Here is a 25249-nt window from a genome sequence, read left to right on the forward strand (position 1 = left end):
GTTGATGAGGCGGATCGACCTGTCGATCCGCCTCATCGTCGTGAAGGGGGTACCACCGGCGCGGGGAGCGTGGCGGTGGCACGGCGTGGACCAGATGGACACGCTTGTGAGAGGGAGTAACGTGGCTGAGTTCGTCGACCAGGTGGTCCTGTACATCAAGGCCGGTGACGGGGGAAACGGCTGCGCGTCCATCCACCGTGAGAAGTTCAAGCCGCTCGGCGGCCCCGACGGGGGGAACGGCGGGCGCGGGGGTGACGTCATCCTGGAGGTCGACCCCAACACCTCGACCCTTCTCGAGTACCACCACCGGCCCCATCGCAAGGCCTCCAATGGCAAGCAGGGCACGGGCGCCAACCGCGACGGCGCCTGGGGCGAGGACGTCGTCCTCCCGGTGCCCAACGGCACGGTCGTGAAGGACGCCAAGACCGGAGAGGTGCTGGTCGACCTCATCGGCGCCGGCACGCGGTACGTCGTGGCCCAGGGCGGTCACGGGGGCCTCGGCAACGCCGCGCTCGCCTCGGCCAAGCGCAAGGCCCCCGGGTTCGCGCTGCTCGGTGAGCAGGGCGACGAGCTGGAGGCCGTGCTGGAGCTCAAGACGGTCGCCGACGTGGCGCTCGTGGGCTTCCCGAACGCCGGCAAGTCGTCGCTGATCGCGGCCCTCAGCGCCGCCCGGCCCAAGATCGCCGACTACCCGTTCACCACGCTGGTGCCGAACCTCGGCGTCGTCACGGCGGGGGAGACGGTGTTCACCGTCGCCGACGTGCCCGGGCTGATCCCCGGCGCCTCTGAGGGGCGGGGGCTCGGCCATGAGTTCCTGCGCCACGTGGAGCGCTGCTCGACGATCGTCCACGTCCTCGACTGCGCCACGATCGAGCCGGGACGCGACCCGCTCACCGACTTCCAGGTGATCGAGGCCGAGCTGGCGGCGTACGGCGAGCTGGACGACCGCCCGCGTCTGGCCGTCCTGAACAAGGCCGACGTTCCCGAGGCGCGCGAGCTCGCCGACATGGTGCGCCCGATGCTGGAGGAGAAGGGCCTGACGGTCTTCACGATCTCGGCGGCCACCCACGAGGGGCTGCGCGAGCTGTCGTTCGCCGTGGCCGAGATGGTGTCGGCGGACAGGGCCGCCAAGCCCGTCGAGGAGCCCACCAGGCTGGTCATCCGGCCCAAGCAGCTCGGCGACGCCGGGTTCACGGTCAAGCGGATCAACGACGACACCTTCCAGGTCACCGGCGAGAAGCCCGAGCGCTGGATCAAGCAGACCGACTTCACCAACGACGAGGCCGTCGGCTACCTGGCCGACCGCCTCGAACGGCTGGGCATCGAGAAGGCGCTCAGCGAGGCGGGGGCCAAGGCCGGCGCCGAGGTGGTCATCGGCTCGATGGAGGGCGGCTACATCTTCGACTGGCAGCCGACGCTCGACGCCGAGGCCCACCAGGGCCCGCGCGGCTCGGACAACCGGCTCGGCTAGCCCGGTGACCGGTCAGGGACGTACCAGCGCGGCACGGTGGACGGGTCCGCCGGCCGCGACGATCATGCGGTAGCAGGCAAGCGAGCGAAGGGTGCGCAGCGTGGACAACGCCGGTCGGGAGCGGGTGGCCGCTGCTTCACGCCTGGTCGTGAAGGTGGGGTCGTCGTCGCTGACCACGCCGCAGGGCACCATCGACGTCGACCGGGTGGACGCCCTGGTCGACGTCCTCGCCGCCCGCAGCGGGAACGGCACGCAGATCGTGCTGGTGTCCTCGGGCGCGATCGCGGCCGGTCTCGGGCCGCTCGGCCTGAGCGCCCGGCCGCGTGACCTCGCGACCCAGCAGGCCGCCGCCTCGGTCGGGCAGGGTGTGCTGGTCGCCCGCTACACCTCCTCCTTCGCCAGGTACGGCCTGCGCGTGGGCCAGGTGCTGCTCACCGCGGACGACATGATGCGCCGGTCCCACCACCGCAACGCGCAGCGCACCCTGGCGCGGCTGCTGGAGCTCGGCATCGTCCCCGTGGTGAACGAGAACGACACGGTGGCCACCGACGAGATCCGCTTCGGCGACAACGACCGCCTGGCGGCCCTGGTGGCCCATCTGATCCACGCCGACGCGCTGGTGCTGTTGTCCGACGTGGACGCCCTGTACGACGGCGACCCCCGGCTGGCGGGCGCCCAGCGGATCCCCCAGGTCAACGGGCCGGGAGACCTCGAAGGCGTCGAGCTCGGCAGGTCGGGCCGGGTCGGCACCGGCGGCATGATCACCAAGGTCGAGGCGGCGCGCATCGCCACGGGGGCCGGGGTCCCCGTTGTGCTCACCTCCGCCGCCCGCGCCGCGCAGGCCCTCGCGGGGCGGGACGTCGGCACCTACTTCCAGCCGGACGGCCGCCATCCGGGCACCCGCCTGCTCTGGCTCGCCCACGCGACCACCGGCAGGGGCCGCCTGCACCTGGACGCCGGGGCGGTGGAGGCCGTGGTGATGCGGCGCAAGTCGCTGCTCCCCGCCGGGGTGACGCTCGTGGAGGGCGACTTCGCCGCGGGGGATCCCGTCGACCTTTACAGCCCGCACGGCACGCCCGTGGCCCGGGGCCTGGTGAACTTCGACGCCGCCGAGATCCCCGAGCTGCTCGGCCGTTCCACGCGTGAGCTGGCCGCGAACCTCGGCCCCGAGTACGAGCGAGAGCTGATCCACCGCGACGACATCGTCATACTGGACCCCACCACCGAGAGCAGGAGCGCGAGGCATGTCTGAGGCCGAGGAGTTTCTGAGGGTCGCCCACGCCGCCAGGGAGGCCGCCGCCGATCTGGCGCCGCTGCCGCGCTCCGCCAAGGACGCCGCGCTGCGCGCCGTCGCCGACGCCCTGGTGTCCCGGGCCAAGGAGATCGTCGAGGCCAACGCCCTGGACGTCGCCGCCGCGCGCGAGAGCGGCACCGCCGAGACGATGATCGACAGGCTCCGGCTGGACGAGAAGCGCGTGGAGGCCATCGCCGGCGCGGTGCGCGAGGTGGCGGAGCTGCCCGACCCGGTCGGCGAGGTCGTCCGGGGGAGCACCCTGCCGAACGGCCTGGAGCTCCGTCAGGTCCGTGTGCCGCTCGGCGTCGTCGGCATCATCTACGAGGGCCGCCCCAACGTCACGGTCGACGCCGCCGCCCTCTGCCTCAAGAGCGGCAACGCCGTGCTGCTGCGCGGGTCCTCCAGCGCCTATCGGTCCAACACCGTCCTGGTGGAGATCATGCAGGACGCGCTCGGCGGCACCGAGGTGCCCTCGGGGGCCGTGCAGCTCGTGCCGGGCATCACGCGCGACTCGGTGAAGCACCTGATGCGGGCCAGGGGGCTGGTCGACGTGCTGATCCCGCGCGGCGGCGCGTCGCTGATCAACTCCGTGGTGGAGGAGTCCACGGTGCCGGTGATCGAGACCGGTGTCGGCAACTGCCACGTGTACGTGGACGCGGACGCCGACCTCGACCTGGCCTTGGAGATCCTCGTCAACGCCAAGACCCAGCGTCCCTCGGTGTGCAACGCGGCCGAGACGTTCCTGGTCCACGCGGCGGTGGCCGACGCCTTCGTGCCCGCCGCGCTGGCCCGGCTGGCCAAGGAGGGCGTGACCGTGCACGGCGACGAGCGCATCGCGTCGTACGGCGCGGGAGGGCACGAGGGCGTCGTGGTGCCCGCCACCGAGGAGGACTTCGGGAACGAGTACCTCTCGCTGGACATCGCCGCCGCCGTGGTCGACTCGCTGGAGGACGCGGTCGCGCACATCAGGCGGTACGGCTCGGGCCACACCGACGCGATCGTGACGAGGTCGCAGGGCGCGGCCAGGCGCTTCGTCGCCAGGGTCGACTCGGCGGCGGTGGCGGTCAACGCCTCGACCAGGTTCACCGACGGCGGGGAGTTCGGCTTCGGGGCCGAGATCGGCATCTCCACCCAGAAGCTGCACGCTCGCGGGCCGATGGGGCTTCCGGAGCTGACCTCCACCAAGTGGGTCTACACCGGCGAGGGCCACCTGCGCACCTCCGCGGGCACCGTCATAGCCGGAGGCTAGCCACCCTCTCCCGGCGGCCAGCCCCCGCCGAGCCCGAAGCGGCCCCCTCCCGACCCTGGGCGGGCCACGTTCGAACTGGGGTCTTGTCCGATCGCACGCGTCCCGGTCAACGACTTGGTGTGATCGGCGTGTCGCTCCACGTGAGCGGCGGGCCGGGGCGGTTGACTGTCACCCATGGGGATTGTCTTCGCCTGCGGCTACGCCATCGCGGTGGTGGTCGCGGCCGATCGGCTGATGCTGTGGCTGGAGAGCCGGGGTCACGTGAACTGGCGGCGCACCGGCAGGAAGGCCCTGTCCGCGAGCCCGAGCGCCCGGCTGGACAGCCTCTTCGAGGACTCCTCGCGCTCGCGCTAGCCCTCACGGCCGCCGCGGCTGGGGGTTCGTGTCCCGGTGTGTCCGCTAAAACCCGGTAGTTTCCGGCGCGCCGCCACGGTTAACGGGTGGATCGGCGCTATGGTGGCGTCTCCTATGGGCGGACGGCGAGTGGGCGGGCGAGTCGGCCCGTACACCATGATGGAGCGCCTCGGCCGCGGCGGCATGGGCGAGGTCTACCTCGCCGTCGGCCGGCGCGGGGTGAAGGTCGCCGTCAAGATGCTCCGCGATCCGATCGGGGACGACCCCGAGGCGCGATTACGGCTCGACCGCGAGGTGCAGGCGCTGCGGAGGGTGGAGAGCCCCTACGTCGCCCGCGTCCTCGACGCCGACCTGTCCGGTGACCGGCCCTACCTGGTGATGGAGCACATCGAGGGGGAGACCCTCCTCGACGCGGTGCGGCGGCAGGGGCCCCTGTCCGGGCCCAACCTGATCGACCTCGCCAGGGGACTGGCCACCGCGATCGCCATCATCCACGCGGCCGGGGTGATCCACCGCGACGTGAAGCCCGCCAACGTGGTGCTGGGGCCCGACGGCCCGGTCCTGATCGACTTCGGCATCGCCCAGGTGTCCGACGCCACCCGGCTCACGATGACCGGCACGTTCCTCGGCACCCCCGGCTACTCCGCGCCCGAGGTGTTCGCCGAGGAGGTCGTCGGCGAGCCCTCCGACGTCCATTCGTGGGCGGCCACGGTGGCGTTCGCCGCCACCGGCCGCCCGACGTTCGGGAGGGGCAGCGTCGAGGCGCAGATGTACGCCGTCCTGAACGGGCGCGCGGACCTCGCCGGGGTTCCGGGCTCGCTGCTGCCGTTGATCAGGGCGGCGCTCAACAGGGAGCCCGCCAAGCGGCCCACAGCGGCGCTGCTGGCCGACCGGCTGTCCCGCCTCGCCAGGGCCACGGCGCCCGCCGCGCCGGCGGCGGCGCGCGCACGGGGCGACGAGCCCTCGGGCGGCCGGGGCCGCGCCGAGGACGTGCCCGCTGAGGAGGCGTCCGCCGAGCCGGTCAGGACGCGCGCCAGGGAGGCGGCCGAGTCCGCCGCGGAGGCCACGCCCCCGCCACGGAAGAAGGCTCCCGCGGGACGCTCCGCGCGGCCCGCCGCGACCCCCGAGGAACGCGCCCGCGCCCGCCGCGCCAAACCCGAGGGCCCGGAGCGCCGCCCCGGCGCCGACGGCCCTGACCGCCGTACGAAGGAGGGTGCCCGCTCCGGCGCGGAGGCGGCGCGTACGAAGGCGGACGGCGTGGAGCGCCGGTCGAAGGCGGAGGGCACGGACCGCCGTACGGGCGGCGAGGGCAGGACGCGGCGTGCCGCGACGGACGTGAAGGAGTCGCTGCTCGGCGCCCAGGCCGCGCAGGCGTCCTCACCCCCGGGAAGCGCCGTGCTGATCATGCTGGCCATGGTCGCGGTGCCCTGCGTCGTGGCGTCGGTGATCTGGCCGCTCGCGACGTTCGCGATCACGGCGACCTTCTGCGTGCTGGCCCGCGCGTGGTGGAGCGGGCACTGGCTCGTCAGGAAGCGCAGGTCCACGCGGGTGCGCGGGACGTTGCGGGTGGTGTCGTTCCCGATCGCGCTGGCCGGGTCGGCGCTCAGCGCGGCCGTGTGGCCGGGGGTGCCCGCCGCGGCCGTCGCCGCCTCGGCGTTCTGGGTGGCGGCGGGAGGCGACATGGGCGGCGCGTGGTGGAGCAATCCGGGCCCCATGACGGTCGCCGGGGTGGTCTTCGGCGTCGTGTGCGGCGGCATCGTGGGCCGCGAGGTCGAGCGCATCGGCGTTCACGTGCCCGACCTCCGCAGGGAGGGGCTGCGGGCGCTTTCGGTGCTGGGCGGCTTCGTCGCCCTGTGCGCGGCGGCCGTCCGCGTCCTGGCCTGGGTGCTTCCCCACGCGCTGTGAGGGCGCCTGAGGAGGAATCCCCCAGGCAGGCAGGGCCTGGGGGTGGGCGGCCTCGGAAAGGAGCGGGGTGCCGGGGCGAGCCGTCTCGGCGTGCCCGGCCTCCGCGTCCGCGGAGATGGGTGTCCAGGGAGATGCGCGTCCGGCGTGATCGGGCGGGCGGCCTGGCACAGTGCGCGGGCGAGCCCTCGCGTGCTGTGACCGTCCAGCGTGCCGATCCGCGTAAGTGGTACGCGCCCCCTGGTCGCGCACCGGTGAGTGCACGGTTCGCCCTGGCCGGGGCGGAACGTCGTACGGGGAGGACCGCCTTTCGCGCTCGCCTCACGAGCCGCGTGCGGGGCGGTCTCGTGACGAGCGGATCGGTGAGGTGGCGGTCCGGCCGGGGCCCAGGGCTCGTCGGCCGTGGACCACGGAGTCCGTGCTCAGTCCATGCTCAGTCCGTGCTGGGTCCAGTGCTCAGTCCCTGCGGGCGAACCGGTTGAAGATGCGCTCGCCGGCGTTGACCGCGCCCTCGGCGACGTCGCGGAGCACGCCGATGAACGGGTCCTGGGACTGCGCCCACGACTCGCGGTAGGAGCGCGCGGCGGCCTTGACCTCCTCGGAGAGCTTGGCGTCGGCGTCGTCCTCGCGGCGGGGGTAGTCGCCGGCGAGGATGGACTCGTACTCGCCTTCGCGCCGCCACCGGTCGAGCTCGGCCACCCGCATCACCGCGAAGGGGTGGGTGGTGCCGAGCAGGTTTAGCACCTTGAGCAGGCCGTCGCGCACGTCACCGGCGGTGTCGTACTCGCGGGCCTGGTCGAGGAAGGCCTCGATGTTCATCTCGTGGAGGCGGGAGCCCCCGGCGAGCTTCATCAGGGCCCGCATGGCGGCATCGGGGTCCTGGCCGCAGAGCAGGCCGCCCCGGTCGGCGGAGAGCTCGGCCTTGCGGTGCCACTCCTCCAGCGCGGTGACGATGATCCGCAGCCCGATGTAGCCGAGCGGGATCCACGCCACGCGGGTGGCGAGCCGCGTGAGGATCGCGAGCATCGTGCCGTAGACGGCGTGCCCGGACAGGATGTGGGAGGTCTCGTGCCCGACGACGAAGCGCAGCTCCTCCTCGTCCATCAGGTCGAGCAGGCCGGTGTTGATCACGATGAAGGGATCGTCGAAGCCGATGGCCATGGCGTTCGGCTGAGGGTCCTGCTGGACGTAGATCTCCGGGATGCGGTGGAGATCGAGGAGGTACGCGCTGTCGCGGCCCATGTCGTACAGGGCCCGGAACTGGGTCTCGCTCGCGCGCACGGAGGAGGCGAGGAACATCAGCCGCAGGCGGCGCTCGCTGAACAGGCCGGACGTGCGCTTGAGCACCGAGTCGAAGCCCGACAGGGAGCGCATCGCGACCAGGGCCGAGCGGTCGGCTGGATGCTCATAGGCCCGGGAGCTGATGCCGGGCAGCTGTACACGGTTGCGATCCGGGGTGGTGGTGGTCATGGTCGGCATGCTACGTCGGGGCGGATGCCCGCGCGCGGCACAAGCGCCCGTTTCCTGGGGTTCGAGCGCTGGCAGGGGGGTGGTCCCCCGGCGCCGCGGCGCCGCACGTTAGGGTCCCTCGCATGAGGAATGGGGCCCCCACCAGGCGGCTTGGCATCATGGGCGGGACCTTCGACCCGATCCACCACGGCCACCTCGTCGCGGCCAGCGAGGTCGCCCACCACTTCGACCTGGACGAGGTGGTGTTCGTCCCGACGGGACAGCCGTGGCAGAAGGCGGACAAGAACGTCTCCGCCGTGGAGGACCGCTACCTGATGACGGTCATCGCCACCGCGTCCAACCCGAGGTTCTCGGTGAGCCGGGTCGACGTCGACCGCCCGGGGCCGACGTTCACGATCGACACGCTGCGCGAGATCGCCGCGATGTACGAGCCCGACGTGGAGCTGTACTTCATCACCGGCGCCGACGCCCTCGCCCAGATCCTCAGCTGGCGTGACGTCGACGAACTTTTCACCATGGCGCATTTCGTAGGCTGTACTCGTCCCGGTCATGTGCTGCACGACCCGGGGCTCCCGGAGGGGAAGGTCAGCCTCATAGAGATTCCGGCGCTCGCGATCTCGTCGTCGGAGTGCCGGCAGCGCGTGGCCGCCGGGGAGCCGATCTGGTATCTCGTGCCCGACGGGATCGTTCAGTACATCAACAAGCGGGGCCTCTACCAGGCATCCTGAGAGTGGCGGCCCCCGCCCGCCCGGGAGAACGGCCGCTCGCCGCCCTCATGGGGATGGGCGACGGCCAAGCCCTGACCGTTCTAGCGCGGAAATCATATTTGCCTGCCGGGCGAACCGGGCAGGACAATCGCTAGATTCGATGGAAACGCTGAGTCTTCGTACGCCGCACAGGAGGAACAACCCACATCGTGACCGCATCGGAAAGATCGCTCCAGCTCGTCCGGCTCGCCGCCGAGGCCGCGGCCGAGAAGCTGGCGGATGACATCATCGCCTATGACGTGAGCGAGCAGCTCGTCATCACGGACGCCTTCCTGCTCTGCTCCGCCTCCAACGACCGCCAGGTGCGCGCCATCGTCGACGAGATCGAGGAGCGCCTGCGGATCGATGCCCACGCCAAGCCGGTCCGCCGCGAGGGGGAGCGCGAGGGCCGCTGGGTGCTGCTCGACTTCCTGGACATCGTGGTCCACGTCCAGCACGAGGAGGACCGCACCTTCTACGCCCTGGAGCGCCTGTGGAAGGACTGCCCCGCGATCTCGCTCCCGGACAGCGTCACGCAGGTCCGGGCCCAGCGGGGCAACGGGACGGCAGGTGAGTGAGGGGAAGCCCGGTGGCCGTCGCGTCGTGTTCTGGCGCCACGGCCAGACGCTGTGGAACGTCGAGCAGCGGTTCCAGGGCCACACCGACATCCCGCTCGACGAGACGGGCGTCGCCCAGGCCGGCCGGGCCGCCTCGCTGCTGGCGTCCCTGCGCCCCTCGATGATCGTTTCCTCCCACCTGCGGCGCGCCCAGGACACGGCCGCCGCGCTCGGGGGCGTCGTGGGGCTCGACGTGATGGTCGACAAGGACCTGCGCGAGCGCGGGGGAGGCGAGTGGGAGGGCCTGACCCGCGCCGAGATCGCCGCCGGCTGGCCGGTGCAGTACGCCGAGTGGGAGGCACCGGGCGGCGAGGCCGTGACCGACGTCGCCGACCGCGTGGCCGCCGCCACCCGCCGCTGGGTCGCCCGGCTGGAGGACAAGGGGCTCCTCGTGATCGCCTCGCACGGCGCGGCGATCCGGCTGGGCGTGGCACGCCTGCTCGGCCTTCCCGAGGAGCTGTGGCCGGCCCTCGGGGGCCTCGGCAACTGTTCCTGGTCGGTCCTGCAGGAGGGCCGCAAGGGCTGGCGCCTCCTGGAACACAACGCGGGCACGCTTCCCGAGCCCGTGAACAGCGACGACCGGCCCGAATCCGCCTCCGCGGCGACCTAGACGGGCCTTCGTACGGCTTGCGCCGGGCGCGCGGGGGCGCGACCCGTGCCATGGCGCGAGCCGGCACGATCGGCGCTGATCAAGAGACCCGATGGGGTCGCTCAGGTGTCGATTAGGTCAACGGCCGGGTGTCGCTATATGCTCTCCGAGCGCCGTGACGGGAAGACCCGGAGCGGTGACCAGGGGCTATGGCGCAGCTGGTAGCGCGCCTCCATGGCATGGAGGAGGTCTGGGGTTCGAATCCCCATAGCTCCACCCCTTTTGGTGGATATCGCGACCCTGTCCCGCTTCTCGCGGGGCAGGGTTTTCTCATTTCCGCCCCGCTGACCCCCGATGGTCAGGCGTCCGTGGCCAGGTGCGCCTCGTCGTCGGCGACGACCACCCGGCGGAGCAGGTCGACCAAAGTCCGGCGCTCCTCCTCTGACAGCACGTGAAGGTACTCATCCTGGGACCGCCGCGCGATCTCGCGCAGCCGGTCGAGCAGGTCCAGCCCTGGGGGAGTGAGGGCGACGCGCTGCCGCCGGCGGTCGTCGGGGTCGCGCTCCCGCTGGACGTACCCGCGCTTCTCGATGTCGTCGAGATAGCCCACCAGGTGGCTCCGGTTGAGCCCGAGGGAGTCGGCCAGCCTGTGCTGGGCGAGCGGCCCGTAGTCGGCCAGCGCCGCGAGCACGGCGAAATGGGGCAGCCGCAGCCCGTGCTCGCCGAGCGCCGCGGCCAGCCGGCGGTGACCGATGCGGGAGACGTGACCCGCCAGGTACGACGGCAGGACCAGCAGGGTCGGGGGCCGGGTCGCTCGATCTTCCACGTGGACGAGTGTACGCATCGACGTACTAGTGTCGGCATGTAATGATGTCGCTGTGCAACTATCTGGCTCGGGTGCATTGCCCGGGCCGTGCTCCTTTGCGGCTCCTGATCACGAAGGACGGTCCATGACCTCTTCCGTCCCGCAGCGCGAAGTCGCGGGTCCCGTCGTGCGGCGCGGCGTCGCGGGCCCGTTCGCCGCGCTGCTGTCCGCCGTGCTCTCGTTCTCACTCATGCAGACGATGGTCGTGCCCGCCCTGCCCGACCTGCGGAGCGAGTTCGGCACGACCACCACCGCCATCTCGTGGGTGCTGAGCGCGTTCCTGCTCACCTCCTCGGTCGGGACGGTCCTGATCGGCCGGCTCGGCGACATGTTCGGCAAGCGGCGGCTCCTGCTCCTCAGCCTGGCCGTGCTCGCGGCCGGCACCCTGCTGGCCGCCCTGTCGGGCACCATCGGAACGCTGATCGCCGCCCGTGCCGTCCAGGGGCTGGGCGCGGCGACCTTCCCGCTCGCCTTCGGGCTCGTGCGGGAGGTGTTCCCGCGCGACCGCGTGCCGGTCGCGATCGGCGTGATCAGCGCGATGTTCGGCATCGGTTTCGGGGTCGGCCTGGTGGTCCCTGGGCCGATCGTCGACACGCTGGGATGGCAGTGGATCTTCTGGCTCTCGCTCGTGATGATCCTCCTCGCCATCGCCCTGGTGTGGGTCTTCGTGCGGGAGTCGCCCGTGCTGTCACCCGGCCGCGTCGACTGGATCGGGGCGGTGCTGCTCAGCGCCGGGCTGGTCGCGCTCCTGCTGGCGATCAGCGAGGGCCGGAGCCTGGGCTGGGGCTCGGCGCCCATCATCGGGCTGTTCGCCGCCGCGGCGGTCCTGCTGGTCGTGTTCGTGGTCGCGGAATCGCGCATCGCGCAGCCGATGATCAACATCGGCATGTTGCGGCGCCGGGCGGTCGCCACCGCGAACGTCGCCGCGCTGATCATCGGCTTCGGCATGTACGGGGCCTTCACCCTGGTGCCCCTGTACGTGGAGACCCCCTCAGAGGTGGGGTACGGCTTCGGCGCGTCGGTCACCGAGGCGGGGCTGTTCATGGTGCCCATGGCGGTGACCATGCTGTTCGCCGGCCCGCTGGCGGGCAGGCTCGGGGCGCGGGCGGGCTTCAGGCTCACGCTCGCGCTGGCGTGCGTGGTGGGCGCGGCGGGCTTCGCGCTGTTCGCCCTCGCCCACGACGTGGCCGGGGCGATCTACGCGGGCGCGGCCGTGCTCGGCGTCGGCATCGGCTTCGCCTTCTCCTCCCTGGCCAACCTCGTCGTGGCCGCGGTCGAGCCTCGGCAGACCGGCGAGGCGACCGGCATCAACACGATCATGCGGACCGTCGGCGGCGCCATCGGAGCGCAGATCGCCGCGACCGTCGTCGCCTCCGACCACCTCCCGGGCACCTCCACCCCGGCCGAGTCCGGCTACACCGCCGCGTTCGTCATGTCCGCGATCGCCATGGGCCTGGCCACGCTCGTGGCATTCGCGGCGCCGAGGACCTAGCCGTGCCCTTAGGGTGCAAGCAGTGGCCGGAACCGGTCACTTCACGCTGAAACAGGGGATCTCGCAGTTGACCCAGCGGCCGAAGAACTGGGCAGGGAACGTCGCCTTCCGGGCGGAGCGTGTCGACCGGCCCTCCTCCCTCCAGCAGCTACAGAGCCTGATCGCGCGGAGCGCCAAGGTGCGCGTCCTCGGCAGCGGGCACTCGTTCAACCACATCGCGGACTCGCCCGGCGCCCTGGTCTCGCTCGACGGCCTGCCGCAGGGCGTGGAGCTCGACGGCGACTCCGCCAGGGTCAAGGTCACCGCCAGCGTCCGGTACGCCGAGCTTGGCCGCCGGTTGCACGACAAGGGGTACGCGGTGCCCAACCTGGCGTCCCTGCCGCACATCTCGGTCGCCGGCTCGTGCGCCACGGCGACCCACGGCTCGGGCGACGCCAACGGCAACCTCGCGACGTCCGTGTCCGAGGTCGAGATGGTCACCGCCGACGGTGAGGTGGTGGTCCTCAGCCGCGACCGGGACGGAGACCGGTTCGACGGGGCCGTCGTCGCGCTCGGGGCCCTCGGAGCCGTCGTCAGCCTGACGCTGGACGTCGTGCCGGCGTTCGACGTGCGGCAGTACGTCTATGAGGGGCTCCCGGTCGAGGTCCTGGACGACCACTTCGCCGGCATCGTCTCCAGCGCCTACAGCGTGAGCCTGTTCACCGACTGGCGGACCTCGCGGATCAACCAGGTCTGGGTGAAGCAGCGCCTCGACGAGTCCGGCGGCTCCCCGGCCGGGCCGGATCTGTTCGGGGCCACGGCGGCGGACGGCCCCCGCCATCCCGTCCCCGGGGTGTCCGCCGTTCACTGCACCCGGCAGATGGGCGTCCCCGGCCCCTGGTTCGAGCGCCTGCCGCACTTCCGGCCCGACTTCACGCCGAGCAGCGGGGAGGAGCTGCAGTCGGAGTACATGGTGCCCAGGCGGCACGCCGTCGAGGCCCTGCACGCGCTGGAGGGCCTGCGCGCCCGCATCGCCCCGGTCCTGCAGATCTCCGAGATCCGGACGGTCGCCTCGGACGGGCTGTGGCTGAGCCCCTGCTACGGCCGGGACACCGTGGCCTTCCACTTCACCTGGATCAAGGACTCCGCTGCGGTGCTTCCCGTCCTCGGCCTGATCGAGGAGCGGCTCGCGCCCTTCGAGGCCAGGCCCCACTGGGGCAAGCTGTTCACCGTGCCGCCCGAGGTCCTGCGCTCCCGGTACGAGCGGCTGCCGGACTGGCGCGATCTCGCGCGGCGGTACGACCCGTCGGCCAAGTTCGCCAACGAGTTCGTCGCCACGTACGTGCTCGACGACGCCTGAGCGATCTCTAGGTCGACGGGACAAGGTTGTGCCGTACACCCTCGACCTCATCGGCCCGGCGGCCGCGTAGGCGTTGGCATTCAGGCCGAGGAAGACGTGGTCCACCGGGCCGACCTCGCGTCCGCATCGAGTCGTGTTCGGTATACAGTATGGAGAAGTCAATAGAGCTGTGGCGCCTCGGCGCGGTCGTGGGCGCCGGTCGCGAATGGGTCTGGAGAACACGCGATCGCCAGGATAACGATTGCACTCATACGGTATACAGTATGCACACTTTGAGAGGACGGCCCCGATGTTCGAGTCAGCGACCCAGCCCGCCGAACCTGCCCTGGAGCGCATTTCGGGCGGTCACCTGGTGGCCAAGGCCCTGAAGGCGGAGGGGGTGGATGTGATCTTCACGCTCTGCGGCGGCCACATCATCGACATCTACGACGGCTGCGTCGACGAGGGCATCGACGTGATCGACGTGCGCCACGAGCAGGTCGCCGCGCACGCCGCCGACGGCTACGCGCGGATCACCGGCAAGCCCGGCTGCGCGGTCGTGACGGCGGGCCCGGGCACCACCGACGCGGTCACCGGGGTCGCCAACGCCTTCAGGGCCGAGAGCCCCATGCTCCTCATCGGCGGCCAGGGAGCGCTGAGCCAGCACAAGATGGGCTCGCTACAGGACCTGCCGCACGTCGACATGATGACGCCGATCACCAAGTTCGCGGCCACGGTGCCCTCCACCGAGCGGGTGGCCGACATCGTCTCCATGGCCTTCCGCGAGTGCTACAACGGCGCCCCCGGCCCGTCGTTCCTGGAGATCCCGCGCGACGTGCTCGACGGCACGGTGCCGCTGGAGAAGGCCCGCATCCCGAAGGCGGGGCACTACCGCGCCTCCACCCGGCAGGCCGGCGACCCCGCCGCGATCGAGCGGCTCGGCGACCTCATCGCGCACGCCGAGAAGCCGTGCGTCCTGCTGGGCAGCCAGGTCTGGACCTGCAGGGGCACCGCCGACGCCGTCGACTTCGTCCGCGCCCTGAACGTGCCGGCGTACATGAACGGCGCCGGCCGGGGCACGCTGCCGCCCGGCGACCCCCACCACTACCAGCTCTCGCGGCGGTACGCGTTCACCAACGCCGACCTGATCATCATCGTCGGCACGCCGTTCGACTTCCGCATGGGGTACGGCAAGCTGCTCTCGCCCGAGGCGACCGTCGTGCAGATCGATCTCGACTACCGCACCGTGGGCAAGAACCGCGACATCGACCTCGGCATCGTCGGCGACGCCGGGCTCGTGCTCTCGGCCGCCGCGGCCGCGGCCACCGGCAGGGAGGACAACGGCAGCGCCCGCCGCAAGAGGTGGATGGAGGAGCTGCGCGAGGTCGAGACCAAGGCGTACGAGAAGCGGCTGCCGCGCCGGCTCTCGGACTCGGCGCCCATCGACCCCTACCGGCTCGTGCACGAGATCAACGAGTTCCTCACCGAGGACACCATCTACATCGGCGACGGCGGCGACATCGTCACCTTCTCCGGCCAGGTGGTGCAGCCGAAGTCGCCGGGCCACTGGATGGACCCCGGGCCGCTCGGCACGCTCGGCGTCGGCGTCGCCTTCGCGATGGCGGCGAAGTACGCCGAGCCGGGCAAGGACGTGGTCTGCCTGTTCGGCGACGGCGCCTTCAGCCTCACCGGCTGGGACTTCGAGACGATGGTCCGCTTCGGCCTGCCGTTCATCGGGGTCATCGGCAACAACTCCTCCATGAACCAGATCCGCTACGGCCAGGCCGCCAAGTACGGCGAGGCCAGGGGCAGGGTCGGCAACACCCTCGGCGACGTCAGGTACGACGAGTTCGCCCGCATGCTCGGCGGCTACGGCGAGGAGGTCCGCGACCCGTCCGGCATCCGTCCCGCGCTGGAGCGCGCCCGCGAGTCGGGCAGGCCCGCGCTGATCAACGTATGGATCGACCCGGACGTCTACGCCCCGGGGACCATGAACCAGACGATGTACAAGTAGGGGAACCACGCGATGAGCAGAGCACTCGAAGGTGTCCGGGTCCTCGACATGACCCACGTGCAGTCGGGCCCTTCCTGCACCCAGATCCTCGGCTGGCTCGGGGCCGACGTCATCAAGCTGGAGTCGCCCACCGGCGACGTCACCCGCCGGCAGCTCCGCGACCTGCCGGGCGTGGACAGCCTGTACTTCACGATGCTCAACTGCAACAAGAAGAGCATCACGCTCAACCTGAAGAGCGAGCGGGGCAAGGAGATCTTCACCGACCTGGTCCGCGACGCCGACGTCCTGGTGGAGAACTTCGGGCCAGGAGCCGTGGACCGCATGGGCTTCACCTGGGAGCGCCTCCGGGAGCTCAACCCCCGCCTGGTCTACGCGTCGATCAAGGGGTTCGGCCCCGGCAGGTACGCCGGCTTCAAGGCCTACGAGGTGGTCGCCCAGGCGATGGGCGGCTCCATGAGCACCACCGGCTTCGAGGACGGCCCGCCGCTCGCGACCGGAGCCCAGATCGGCGACTCGGGTACCGGCGTCCACACCGTGGCGGGCATCCTCGCCGCCCTCTACCAGCGCGAGCACACCGGCAGGGGGCAGCGGGTGCAGGTGGCCATGCAGCACGCCGTGCTGAACCTGTGCCGGGTCAAGCTGCGCGACCAGCAGCGGCTCGCGCACGGCTCGCTCGCGGAGTACCCCAACCGGACCTTCGGCGAGGAGGTCCCCCGGTCGGGCAACGCCTCGGGAGGCGGCCAGCCGGGGTGGGCGGTCAAGTGCGCCCCCGGCGGCCCGAACGACTACATCTACGTGATCGTGCAGCCGCCGGGCTGGCGGCCGATCGCCCGGATCATCGGCAGGCCCGAGCTGGCCGACGACCCGGAGTGGGCGACCCCGGAGGCCCGCCTGTCCAAGCTGGACAAGATGTTCCAGCTCATCGAGGAGTGGACGAGCCTGCACGGCAAGTGGGCGGTGCTCGACGCGTTCAACGCCGAGAACATCCCCTGCGGCCCGATCCTGTCGACCCTGGAGCTCATCCAGGACGACACGCTCAGGGACCAGGGCGTGATCGTCGATGTGGAGCATCCCGAGCGCGGCACCTTCACGACGGTCGGCAGCCCCATCCAGCTCTCCGACTCCCCGGTCGCGGTCACCACCCCGCCCCTGCTGGGCGAGCACAACGACGAGATCTACGCGGGTCTCGGCCTGTCCGCGGGCGACCTGGCGGAGCTGCGCCGGAACGGAGTGGTCTGATGGCATCACCAGCGCATGCTCGGCGGCGGGCACGAGGTGATCATCGGGAGGCGCTGTCGGGCATGATCGAGCGGGCCGGCGCGCTGGTCGCCGACTTCCCCGAGATCTCGGATGTTTCGCCGGAGCGAGCCGCGGGTGACATTCAGGTCAATTGCCGAGGGAAACGGGGGCCCGCCGTTTCCTGCGCCGGCTCGGCAGCGGCTCCGCGGGCTCCTCCTCCTCCTCCTCCTCAAGCTGGCTCAGGTAGAGGCGACGGGTGTGCTCGGTGTGGGCCTTCATGATCTCGCCGGCCCGGTCGGCGTCGCCCTCGGCGATGGCGTCGATCAGCGCGGTGTGCTCCTCCCAGGAGGCCCGGCCGCGCTGGCGGGCCACCGGCGTGTGGTACCAGCGGACGCGGCGGGAGACCTGGGCGGCGAGGTCGCTGAGCACGGCGTTGCCGGACAGCTCCATGACGGTGGCGTGCAGCTCGGAGTTGACGGCCACCGCGCCGTCGATGTCGTCGGCCTCGACGGCGGCCAGGCCGCGCGAGCAGAGCGCGCGTAGCCGGGCCACCCCCTCGTCGGTGTGGTTGCGGGCCGCCAGCCGCGCGGCCTCGGTCTCGAGGAGGGCGCGTACGGCCAGCAGCTGGTCGGCCTCCTCGGCGGTGGGGGCGTGCACGAAGGCTCCGTGCCCGGGGTGCAGGTCGACCCAGCCCTCGCCGCTGAGCAGCTGGAGTGCCTCCCTGATCGGCTGCCTGGAGACGCCGAGCATCTCGGCGAGCTCGCTCTCGGCGAGATGCTGGCCAGGACGGAGGTGGCCGCTGATGATGAGCTCGAGGAGCGCATCGAAAACGCTCTCTCTGAGCGGAACGGGACGCGCGATCTTGAGTGCGGCTGCCCTGCCCGCGGGAACCGACCGCGTCATTTCTTCAACTCCAGAAGATGCCAGGGCCGCTCTCGGCGTGCCCGTCAAAAGTTTTTCGTCAACTGCCTACAGCATACAGTCTTAGGCTCTTTGCCTTACGGTGAGTGCGATCACCCATGCGACCGGCTACACCCTCCTGCCCCGCAACTGATCTCCCCGGCGGGCGGCGGTCAGGCGGCGGGCCTGCGGGGGACGAGGAAGGCCGGGACGAGCGCCACCGCGCCGATGACGAGCGCCCACCAGAAGCTCCCCGAGAAGGCGTGCGCCACGGCCCCCGCCGCCCTTCCGCCGTGCGCGGCCGCGTCGGCGAGCGTGCCGTCCGCTCCGGGGATCCCGGCCCTGAGGCGGGTCTGCAGGACGACGGCCAGCACGGCGACGCCCAGCGAGCTCGCCACCCGGATGGTGATGTTGCTCGCGGTCGTCGCCGCCGGGATGGAGGTGCGCGGCATCCCCTGGTAGAACGCGGCCGACATCGACGGGACGACGAGCCCGTGCCCGAGGCCCACGACGAACAGGGCGGCGGCGAGCACCGGCAGCGCGGTGGTCGCGTCGATCCGGGTGTAGGCCAGCGTGCCCACCATGGCCACGGTGATGCCGGTGAGCCCGAGGCCACGGGGACCGAGGCGGTCGGTGAGCCGCCCGGCCAGCGGCATCGTGACGATGGCGCCGATCCCCAGCGGGGCGATCAGCAGGCCGGCGTCCAGGACGCTCTGCCCGCGCATGATCTGGAAGTACAGCGGAGCGAGGACCAGCAGGCCGAAGACAGCGGCCGAGTAGAAGAACAGCGCCGCCACGGCCGCGGTGAAGGACCGGTTCCCGAACACGCGCAGGTCCACGAGCGCCCGCTCGCCCCTGCGCAGCGACCGCACCACGAACGCCGCCGTCAGCACCGCGCCCGCCGTGAGCCCGGCGAGGGCGCCGGCGCCGGCCAGGCCCGGCCCCTCGCCGACCTGGGACAGGCCGTACACCAGGGCGGCGAGGCCGGGGGACAGGAGGACGAGGCCCACCGCGTCCAGCCTGCTGTCCGCCCGCCGGTCCTCGTCGCGCGGCAGCAGCCGTACGGCGAGCACCAGCGCGACCACGCAGAACGGCACGTTGACGTAGAACAGCCAGCGCCAGGCCAGCTGGTCGACGATCACGCCGCCCAGCACCGGCCCGAGCACCGGCGCGAGCATCCCGGGGATGGCGATGACGGCCATCGCCCTGCCCATGCGCTGAGGGCCCGCCGCGCGGGCGAGCATGCTCTGGCCGACGGGCATGAGCAGCCCACCGCCGATGCCCTGCAGGACGCGGAACGCGATGAGGCTGGGGGCCGACCAGGCCGCGCCGCAGAGCACCGAGCCGCCGATGAAGAGCGCGAGCGAGGTCAGCCACATCGTCTTGGCCCCGAATCGCTCCACCGCCCAGCCGGTGATCGGGATGGTCATGGACAGGGCGAGGGTGTAGGCGGTGATCACCCACTGGATCGTGGACAGGGAGGTGTGGAAGTCCCTGCCCAGCGTGTTGATCGCGACGTTGACGATCGTGCTGTCGAGGATCGTCATGATCGCGCCGAGCGCCACCACCAGTGCCAGCCGCCGAAGCGCGGGATCGAAACCCGTGGGGGTCTCGGTGGTCGTCGTCATGGGGATCCACCTCTCGTACGCCGCATCGGTTTCCGTACACCGTAGCGCTTAATCGTACGCTGTATCGCGTTTCCCGTACACTGTCTCGATTTGCGCTACGCCGTATAATCGGGCCCGTGGAAGAGGCTTCGGAACGCGTGCGCGGCCCGGTGTGGGCGCGCGAGACGACCAAAAGGCGGTCGGCGCTGACGCGCGAGGCCATCGTGGACACCGCCGTCGCCCTCGCGGACGCCGAAGGGCTGTCGGCGGTCTCGATCCGCCGGGTGGCCACCGAGCTGGGCGCCCGGGCCATGAGCCTCTACAGCCACATCGAGCGCAAGGAGGACCTGCTCGACCTGATGTTCGACCAGGTCGCGGGCGAGACGTCCTTTGAGGGCGGGCTGCCGGCCGGATGGCGCGAGGGGGTTCTCGCGATCAGCAGGGCCTCGCGCGAGGCGATGTTGCGGCACCCGTGGATGGTCGACCTCGCCTCGCGGGGCCCCAAGGTCGGGCCCAACAGCCTGCGCCACGCGGAGCAGTCGCTCGTGGCGCTCGCGGGCCTCGACATCGACGCCGAGTCGAAGTGGCGCATCCTGACCGCGGCCGACGACTACACCATGGGGCATGTGATCCGCGAGGCCCTCCTCTATGACGGGCCCAAGCGCGAGGGGATCACCCGGTACGAGCAGGATCTGGCCCTCCGGCCCTACCTGGCCGGCCTCGTGGAGAGCGGCGAGTTTCCCAACCTCGCCCCTCTGCTGGGGACCGGCATCATCGGGATTGACGACAATTTCGAGCGCGGCCTGAAGTGGCTGCTCGATGGCATCTCCGCCGAGCTGTCCCTGCCCTGAGCCGTACGCCTGGAGAGGCCGCTCGTCGTCCGGCCCGCCGTACGCCTGGACACGGCCGATCGTCGTGCCCGGCCACCGCATGCCCGGAGAGGGCAGATCGTTCCGCGCGGCTGCCGGACGCCCGGGGAGGCTGGCTCGTTGTCCGGTGGCTAATGTCCACAATTGGTCACTGCGTAGCGTGACCAAATAACCGCGATTAGCTGCTGATGTGGATATCAGCGGCCATAGTCGGAGGGTTCAGGTCTTCGAGATCGAAAGGCTGCGATGAGATCCCTCCGGCACCCCCTCGCCCTGGTGGCCATGGCCGTCGCGATGGTCATGTCCCCGCTCCTCGCCACCCCCGCGTCCGCCGACCCGCCCGAGGTGACGCTGTCGCTGTCGTCCTCCCAGGTCAACACCGGTGACTCGGTCACCGTCACCGTCCAGGTCACCAACATCCACGGCTTCACGGTGCTCAACGCCGCCGCCCGGGTGTTCAGCACCCCCGCCGCGCTTCCCTCTTACGCCACCCTTACCGGATGCACCGGGGCGATCGGGCCCTGCACCACCGTCTCGGACGCGAGCGGGCCCATCGGCTTCGAGGCGCCCGTCGGAGCACTGTCGGGCGGCGCCTCGGCGACCGTCGTGTTCACGCTGGCGATCGCGCAGAACGCCCAGCCCGGGGAGCGGACCTTCCAGGGTGAGCTGCGCGGATCGAACTACGCCTCGGAGATCGTCACCGGGCCCGCGCTGACCGTCATCAGCCAGGCCGACGCGGCCGTACGCCTCACCGCCTCGCCCAAGCTGGCCCTGCTCGTCCCGAAGATCGAGTTCACGGTGCGGGTCACCGACAACGGGCCCGGCGTGCTGCGCTCCGCGACCGTCACCACCCCGCTCCCCGGCGGGCTCTCCGGGGTCTCCGGCGACTGCGCCACCGGCTCGGGCGCCGTCACGTGCACGACCGGGCAGGTCCCCCTCGGCGGTTCGGTGACCAGGAAGTTCACCGTCCCGATCGGGCTGCTGAGCATCGGCGTGCCGTACACCTTCACGGCCACGCGCACGGCGTCCGACCCCGTCGACCCCGTGAGCTCCAACGACGTGGACCAGGTCCAGTGCACCGTCGTGTCGATCGTCCTGGTGAACTGCCACTGACCCCGGCCGCACGGCCCTCTCCCCGGTCACGCCGGGGAGAGGGCTCCTCGCGCGGAAGGGGATGGGGCTCCTCGCGCGGAAGTGGAGGGGGGCTCCTCGCGCGGAAGGCCGAGGTGGGGGCCCGATAATCTACCTCCATGCTCCCGAGTCTCAGTGCCGTGCGATGATCGGCGCCCTGGCCACCGCACTGATCATCGGCTCGCTGCTCCTGGCGGCGATGTGCGTGGTCGTGGCCGTCAGGAACCGGCCGATGGGCATGGTGCTGCTCATCGGGCTCGGGGTGCTGGAGCTCGCGTTGCTCGCGCAGGCGGGCATCGGCATCGCCAAGGTGATCGGCGGGGAGCGGCCCGCCGAGACCGCGACGTTCATCGGCTACCTCGCGGGCACCATCCTGATCCCGCCGGTCGCCGCCTTCTGGGCGCTCGGCGAGCGCACCAGGTGGGGGCCCGCGGTCGCCGCCGTCGCCTGCTTCGCCATCCCCGTCATGGTCGGCAGGCTGCTGCAGCTCTGGCAGGGAGCCCCGTGACCGGCGCGGCGGTGAACACCGGGCCGGGCCGCCTCCTCGTCGCCGTGTACGGCGTCTTCGCGCTCGCGGCCGGAGCCAGGGCCGCGGTGCAGATCGCCACCAAGTACCACGAGGCGCCGCTCGCCTACGTGCTGTCCGCGTTCGCGGCGGCGGTCTACATCGTGCTCACGGTGGCGCTCGCGTGCGGCGCCCGCCGCACGGCTCTCACGGCGTGCGCGATCGAGCTCGCCGGGGTGCTCGTCGTGGGCACGCTTAGCGTGTTCGACCCGGCCGCGTTCCCGCACGCCACCGTCTGGTCCGGTTACGGCAGCGGTTACGGCTTCGTTCCGCTGGTGCTGCCGGTGATCGGCCTCTACTGGATTTTTCGCACGCGAAAGTCCGACTAGGCCGCGATCCCAGGGGCAGGGCAGGTTTCCGTAGCCACAAAGAGGGAGGAAGCCTGATGAGCACCATCGAGCACTCGGTCGACGTGGCCGTGCCCGTGCGGACGGCCTACAACCAGTGGACCCAGTTCGAGAGCTTCCCCGAGTTCATGGAAGGCGTGGAGTCGGTCAAGCAGCTCGACGACACGCGCCTGGCGTGGAGCGTCCAGGTCGCCGGCGTGCACCGTGAGTTCGAGGCCGAGATCACCGAGCAGCGCCCGGACGAGCGCGTCGCGTGGCGCTCACTGGAGGAGCCCCGCCAGGGCGGCGTGGTGACGTTCCACCGCATCACCGACGACACCACCCGGGTCATGCTCCAGATGGAGTTCGACCCCGAGGGCATCGTCGAGACCGTCGGGGACAAGCTGCAGCTCGTCCGGATGCGGGTGCACGGCGACCTGGAGCGGTTCAAGAAGTTCATCGAGTCCAAGGGACACGAGACCGGCGGCTGGCGCGGCGAGGTGCCCGCGCCCCTCGACGGCGACCACTCCGCCGCCGCCCGTACGGCCCCGGACGGCGACGTGCTGACGGGGACCGGCACCACCTCGGGCCCCGGCGTCCCCGCGGCCACCCCGGCGGGCACCGTCCCGGAGACGGCACCCGGCTCCGGGCCCGCCTACGCCGCCGGCGACCCGATGCCGCCGCAGCCGGTGCGGCGTGAGTACCCGCCGGAGACCCCGCTCCCGGCGCCGGGCAGCGGCCCGGTCTCCCCGCAGGGCACCCCGCGCTGGGACGACGAGCCGCCGCTGACCCCGGAGCGCCTCGCCTGACGAGCCACCTGAGGCGGCGAGGAACCGGGGGGGGGGGGGGGGGGGGGGGGGGGGGGGGGGGGGGGACAGGTCGAGGCCTGTCCCCCCGGGCACGTCCCGGGCCGCCGGCCAGGCGGGAAGAGATCGGCTGAAACGTCTGTTACGCTTTAGGTCATCCAATCATCCTATGATTCGATGAAACCCTAGACAGACAGAGGATAGACCCCGGCATGACTGTGCTCGCCCCGGACAGGCTCGCGACGACCGCACCGGAACGGAGGCCGGGCCGCACGCGATCGCTCGCATGGCTCGTCGTGCTCGGCATCGTGCTCGCCTCGCTCAACCTGCGCACCGCCGTCACCAGCGTCGGCCCCGTGCTCGACCAGGTGAGCCAGGCACTCGGCATGTCGGCCGTGGTCACGGGGCTCCTCACGACCCTGCCCGTGCTCTCCTTCGCGGTGTTCGGCGCGGCGACCCCCGCACTCGCCAGGCGCGTCGGCGAGCACCGACTGCTTCTCGGCGCGCTCGTGCTGCTGGGCGTCGGGCTGCTCGCGCGGGTCATGATCGACTCCACCGTCGTCTTCCTGGCGGCCAGCGTGGTGGCGCTCTCCGGTGGCGCGATCGGCAACGTGCTGATCCCGACCCTGATCAAGCGCCACTTCCCCAGCCGCACCGGGCCCATGACGACCCTCTACGCGACGGCCCTGGCCGTCGGCACCATGCTCGCCGCAGCCGCGACGGTCCCGATCCAGCGGGCCGCCGACGGCAACTGGCACGTCGCCCTCGGTGTGTGGGCGGCACTCGCCGCTGTGGCCGCCATTCCGTGGCTTGCGCTTCTGCGCAGTGAGCCGGAGCGGTTCAGCGGGCGGGACGCCGCCAAGCCCCGAGCACTGGTGCGCACCCGGCTGGCCTGGGCGATCGCCGGATATTTCGGCACACAGTCGCTGGTCGCCTACGTGATGTTCGGCTGGCTGCCGCAACTGCTCCAGGACAGGGGGTACACCAGCGGCCAGGCCGGGATCAGCCTGGCGGTGTTCTCGGCGCTCGGCATCCCGGTCGCGCTGGCCGTGCCCGCCATCGCGACCCGCGTCACCAGCCAGCGCCCGATGATCGTCGGCTTCGCCGCGCTGTACGTCGTGGGGTTCACCGGCATGCTGGCCGGCCCCGCCTCGTCGCTGTGGATCTGGGTACTGGTGGTCGGCGTCGGCATGGGATCGTTCCCGCTGGCGCTCACGCTCCTCGCGCTCCGCACCCGCACGGCGGAGGTCACCGCGGCCCTGTCGGCCTTCGGGCAGAGCGCCGGATACCTCATCGCCGGGGCGGGGCCGATCGTGGTGGGCGTGCTCTACTCGGCCACCGGAGGCTGGACGGTGCCCTTCGTGCTCCTGTTCGCCGTGATCGCGGCCCAGGTCGCCACCGGCTGGTACGCGGCCGGTGACCGCTACCTGGAGGACGAGCTCGCCTAGCTCAGGGGCCCTCGGTGCGGAAGCTTCCGAGCCGCGACATCTTCTCGGGGTTGGCGATGAGGTAGATGGTCTGGACGGCGCCGTCCGCCACCCCGAGCGAGATCACCGTGATCGGCCGCCCTTCGAGGGTCACGACCGCCGCGGGGCCGCCGTTCACCTCTGCGGGACCGACGCCGAACGTCCCCGACTCCGGGAGGCCGACCGAGGCCAGGAAGCGCCGGACACCCTCGCCCGAGGCGATGCCCGCGAGGAACCGCGCCACCCTGCTCGCGCCCTCGATGACGTTGATCGGCGCCCTGGCCTTGCCGCCGCCGTCCCCCACGAGCGTGACGTCCTTGGAGAGCAGGTCGAGCAGGCCGGCAAGGTCACCGTCCACACAGGCGGTGATGAACCGCTCGGTCACCCGCCGCCGCTCGGCCCGGTCCACGTCGAAGCGCGGCCTGCCGTCGCGCACGTGGTCGCGCGCCCGCCGGGCGAGCTGCCGCGTCGTGGGCTCCGCGCGGCCGATCACCTCGCCGATCTCCAGGTACGACATGCCGAACGCCTCCCTGAGCACGAACACCGCCCGCTCAAGGGGTGACAGGGTCTCAAGGACGACCAGCAGCGCGAGGTCCACGGAGTCGGCCAGCTCGACGTGCTCGGACAGGCCGGGCTCGGTGCTGATCGGCTCGGGGAGCCACGGGCCGACGTACGCCTCGCGGCGTGCCTTCACCCTTCTCAGCCGGTCGATCGCCAGCCTGCTGGTCACCCGGACCAGGTAGGCCCTCGGGTCGGCGACCTTCGCGGCGTCGACGTCGGACCAGCGCAGCCACGCCTCCTGCACGACGTCCTCGGCGTCCGTGGCGCTGCCGAGGATCCTGTACGCCACTCCGGCGAGGACCCGGCGGTTCTCCTCGAAGATTTCAACGGACATGACACACCAGACGGCTGGGCACCCCTCCAGCGTGACACGCGGCGTCCGTCCCGCGCGCACGATC

Annotated in this window: 23 protein-coding genes and 1 tRNA gene; 19 read left to right on the plus strand and 5 right to left on the minus strand. The window is 71.6% G+C overall.

What is annotated here, in order from left to right; all coding sequences use genetic code 11:
• The first annotated feature begins 121 nt into the window (after positions 1-121).
• From obgE to ACOZ38_RS09765, 5 genes are all read left to right on the plus strand, one after another.
• The gene (gene obgE, locus ACOZ38_RS09745) at positions 122-1471 is read left to right on the plus strand and encodes a GTPase ObgE (protein WP_424529793.1); all 1350 of its coding nucleotides are present in this window, start codon (positions 122-124) and stop codon (positions 1469-1471) included.
• A 100-nt stretch (positions 1472-1571) separates the two neighbouring features.
• A complete protein-coding gene (gene proB, locus ACOZ38_RS09750; RefSeq protein WP_405145554.1) occupies positions 1572-2723 on the plus strand; it encodes a glutamate 5-kinase in 1152 nt (383 codons plus the stop codon).
• A complete protein-coding gene (locus ACOZ38_RS09755) occupies positions 2716-4014 on the plus strand; it encodes a glutamate-5-semialdehyde dehydrogenase (RefSeq protein ID WP_424529795.1) in 1299 nt (432 codons plus the stop codon). The genes proB and ACOZ38_RS09755 overlap by 8 nt, the downstream gene beginning before the upstream one ends.
• A gap of 174 nt (positions 4015-4188) precedes the next feature.
• A complete protein-coding gene (locus tag ACOZ38_RS09760) occupies positions 4189-4368 on the plus strand; it encodes a hypothetical protein (RefSeq protein ID WP_405145558.1) in 180 nt (59 codons plus the stop codon).
• A 114-nt stretch (positions 4369-4482) separates the two neighbouring features.
• Positions 4483-6273 carry a protein kinase domain-containing protein gene (locus tag ACOZ38_RS09765; protein ID WP_424529798.1) on the plus strand — a complete coding sequence of 597 codons (1791 nt, stop codon included), beginning with the start codon at positions 4483-4485 and terminating at the stop codon, positions 6271-6273.
• A 453-nt stretch (positions 6274-6726) separates the two neighbouring features.
• Here the strand turns inward: ACOZ38_RS09765 and ACOZ38_RS09770 are convergent, their stop codons facing one another.
• On the minus strand, positions 6727-7740 hold the full coding sequence (locus ACOZ38_RS09770) for a M48 family metallopeptidase (protein WP_405145562.1): 1014 nt from the start codon (positions 7738-7740) through the stop codon (positions 6727-6729).
• Between the two features lie 122 nt (positions 7741-7862).
• On the opposite strand from ACOZ38_RS09770, the gene nadD reads away from it, so the two are divergent.
• The 4 genes from nadD (at position 7863) to ACOZ38_RS09790 (ending at position 9968) form a co-directional block, all read left to right on the plus strand.
• Positions 7863-8468, plus strand: coding sequence for a nicotinate-nucleotide adenylyltransferase (nadD, locus tag ACOZ38_RS09775; RefSeq protein WP_405145563.1), 606 nt, complete (start codon positions 7863-7865; stop codon positions 8466-8468).
• A 188-nt stretch (positions 8469-8656) separates the two neighbouring features.
• Entirely contained in the window at positions 8657-9064 is a 408-nt protein-coding gene (rsfS, locus tag ACOZ38_RS09780; protein ID WP_405145564.1) for a ribosome silencing factor, read from the plus strand.
• Complete coding sequence (locus ACOZ38_RS09785) at positions 9057-9713, plus strand: histidine phosphatase family protein (RefSeq protein WP_405145566.1); 657 nt, start codon at positions 9057-9059, stop codon at positions 9711-9713. The genes rsfS and ACOZ38_RS09785 overlap by 8 nt, the downstream gene beginning before the upstream one ends.
• 182 nt (positions 9714-9895) lie before the next feature.
• Positions 9896-9968: transfer RNA gene (locus ACOZ38_RS09790), tRNA-Ala, on the plus strand.
• An 82-nt stretch (positions 9969-10050) separates the two neighbouring features.
• On the opposite strand, the gene ACOZ38_RS09795 is transcribed toward ACOZ38_RS09790, so the two are convergent.
• Positions 10051-10518: a MarR family winged helix-turn-helix transcriptional regulator gene (locus ACOZ38_RS09795; protein WP_405145568.1), complete on the minus strand. Its 468-nt coding sequence runs from the start codon at positions 10516-10518 to the stop codon at positions 10051-10053.
• 124 nt (positions 10519-10642) lie between these two features.
• On the opposite strand from ACOZ38_RS09795, the gene ACOZ38_RS09800 reads away from it, so the two are divergent.
• The 4 genes from ACOZ38_RS09800 (at position 10643) to frc (ending at position 16620) form a co-directional block, all read left to right on the plus strand.
• Complete coding sequence (locus tag ACOZ38_RS09800) at positions 10643-12049, plus strand: MFS transporter (RefSeq protein WP_424529801.1); 1407 nt, start codon at positions 10643-10645, stop codon at positions 12047-12049.
• A 67-nt stretch (positions 12050-12116) separates the two neighbouring features.
• Positions 12117-13388 (plus strand): FAD-binding protein, encoded by a 1272-nt coding sequence (locus ACOZ38_RS09805; protein WP_424536978.1) that lies wholly within the window; start codon positions 12117-12119, stop codon positions 13386-13388.
• 289 nt (positions 13389-13677) lie between these two features.
• Positions 13678-15381 (plus strand): thiamine pyrophosphate-binding protein, encoded by a 1704-nt coding sequence (locus ACOZ38_RS09810; RefSeq protein ID WP_424529802.1) that lies wholly within the window; start codon positions 13678-13680, stop codon positions 15379-15381.
• Between the two features lie 12 nt (positions 15382-15393).
• Positions 15394-16620, plus strand: coding sequence for a formyl-CoA transferase (gene frc / locus ACOZ38_RS09815; protein ID WP_424529804.1), 1227 nt, complete (start codon positions 15394-15396; stop codon positions 16618-16620).
• 147 nt (positions 16621-16767) lie between these two features.
• On the opposite strand, the gene ACOZ38_RS09820 is transcribed toward frc, so the two are convergent.
• Positions 16768-17523: a GntR family transcriptional regulator gene (locus ACOZ38_RS09820; protein WP_424529805.1), complete on the minus strand. Its 756-nt coding sequence runs from the start codon at positions 17521-17523 to the stop codon at positions 16768-16770.
• Between the two features lie 170 nt (positions 17524-17693).
• The gene (locus tag ACOZ38_RS09825) at positions 17694-19148 is read right to left on the minus strand and encodes an MDR family MFS transporter (protein WP_424529807.1); all 1455 of its coding nucleotides are present in this window, start codon (positions 19146-19148) and stop codon (positions 17694-17696) included.
• 116 nt (positions 19149-19264) lie between these two features.
• On the opposite strand from ACOZ38_RS09825, the gene ACOZ38_RS09830 reads away from it, so the two are divergent.
• The 6 genes from ACOZ38_RS09830 to ACOZ38_RS09855 all read left to right on the plus strand — a co-directional run bounded on the left by ACOZ38_RS09830 (position 19265) and on the right by ACOZ38_RS09855 (position 24272).
• Positions 19265-19978 carry a TetR/AcrR family transcriptional regulator C-terminal domain-containing protein gene (locus tag ACOZ38_RS09830; protein WP_424529809.1) on the plus strand — a complete coding sequence of 238 codons (714 nt, stop codon included), beginning with the start codon at positions 19265-19267 and terminating at the stop codon, positions 19976-19978.
• Between the two features lie 264 nt (positions 19979-20242).
• On the plus strand, positions 20243-21109 hold the full coding sequence (locus ACOZ38_RS09835) for a hypothetical protein (protein ID WP_424529811.1): 867 nt from the start codon (positions 20243-20245) through the stop codon (positions 21107-21109).
• Positions 21110-21272: 163 nt separating this feature from the next.
• The gene (locus ACOZ38_RS09840) at positions 21273-21635 is read left to right on the plus strand and encodes a hypothetical protein (protein WP_405145586.1); all 363 of its coding nucleotides are present in this window, start codon (positions 21273-21275) and stop codon (positions 21633-21635) included.
• A complete protein-coding gene (locus tag ACOZ38_RS09845; protein WP_424529813.1) occupies positions 21632-22021 on the plus strand; it encodes a hypothetical protein in 390 nt (129 codons plus the stop codon). The genes ACOZ38_RS09840 and ACOZ38_RS09845 overlap by 4 nt, the downstream gene beginning before the upstream one ends.
• Positions 22022-22077: 56 nt before the next feature.
• A complete protein-coding gene (locus ACOZ38_RS09850) occupies positions 22078-22827 on the plus strand; it encodes an SRPBCC family protein (protein WP_424529814.1) in 750 nt (249 codons plus the stop codon).
• A gap of 209 nt (positions 22828-23036) precedes the next feature.
• A complete protein-coding gene (locus tag ACOZ38_RS09855) occupies positions 23037-24272 on the plus strand; it encodes a CynX/NimT family MFS transporter (protein WP_424529816.1) in 1236 nt (411 codons plus the stop codon).
• A 1-nt stretch (position 24273) separates the two neighbouring features.
• Here ACOZ38_RS09855 and sigJ read toward each other — a convergent pair whose 3' ends face one another.
• Positions 24274-25185 carry an RNA polymerase sigma factor SigJ gene (sigJ, locus tag ACOZ38_RS09860; RefSeq protein WP_424529817.1) on the minus strand — a complete coding sequence of 304 codons (912 nt, stop codon included), beginning with the start codon at positions 25183-25185 and terminating at the stop codon, positions 24274-24276.
• Between the last annotated feature and the right edge of the window lie 64 nt (positions 25186-25249).

Origin of the sequence: Sphaerisporangium viridialbum, from assembly GCF_049674955.1 — a bacterium.
GTDB lineage: Bacteria > Actinomycetota > Actinomycetes > Streptosporangiales > Streptosporangiaceae > Sphaerisporangium > Sphaerisporangium viridialbum.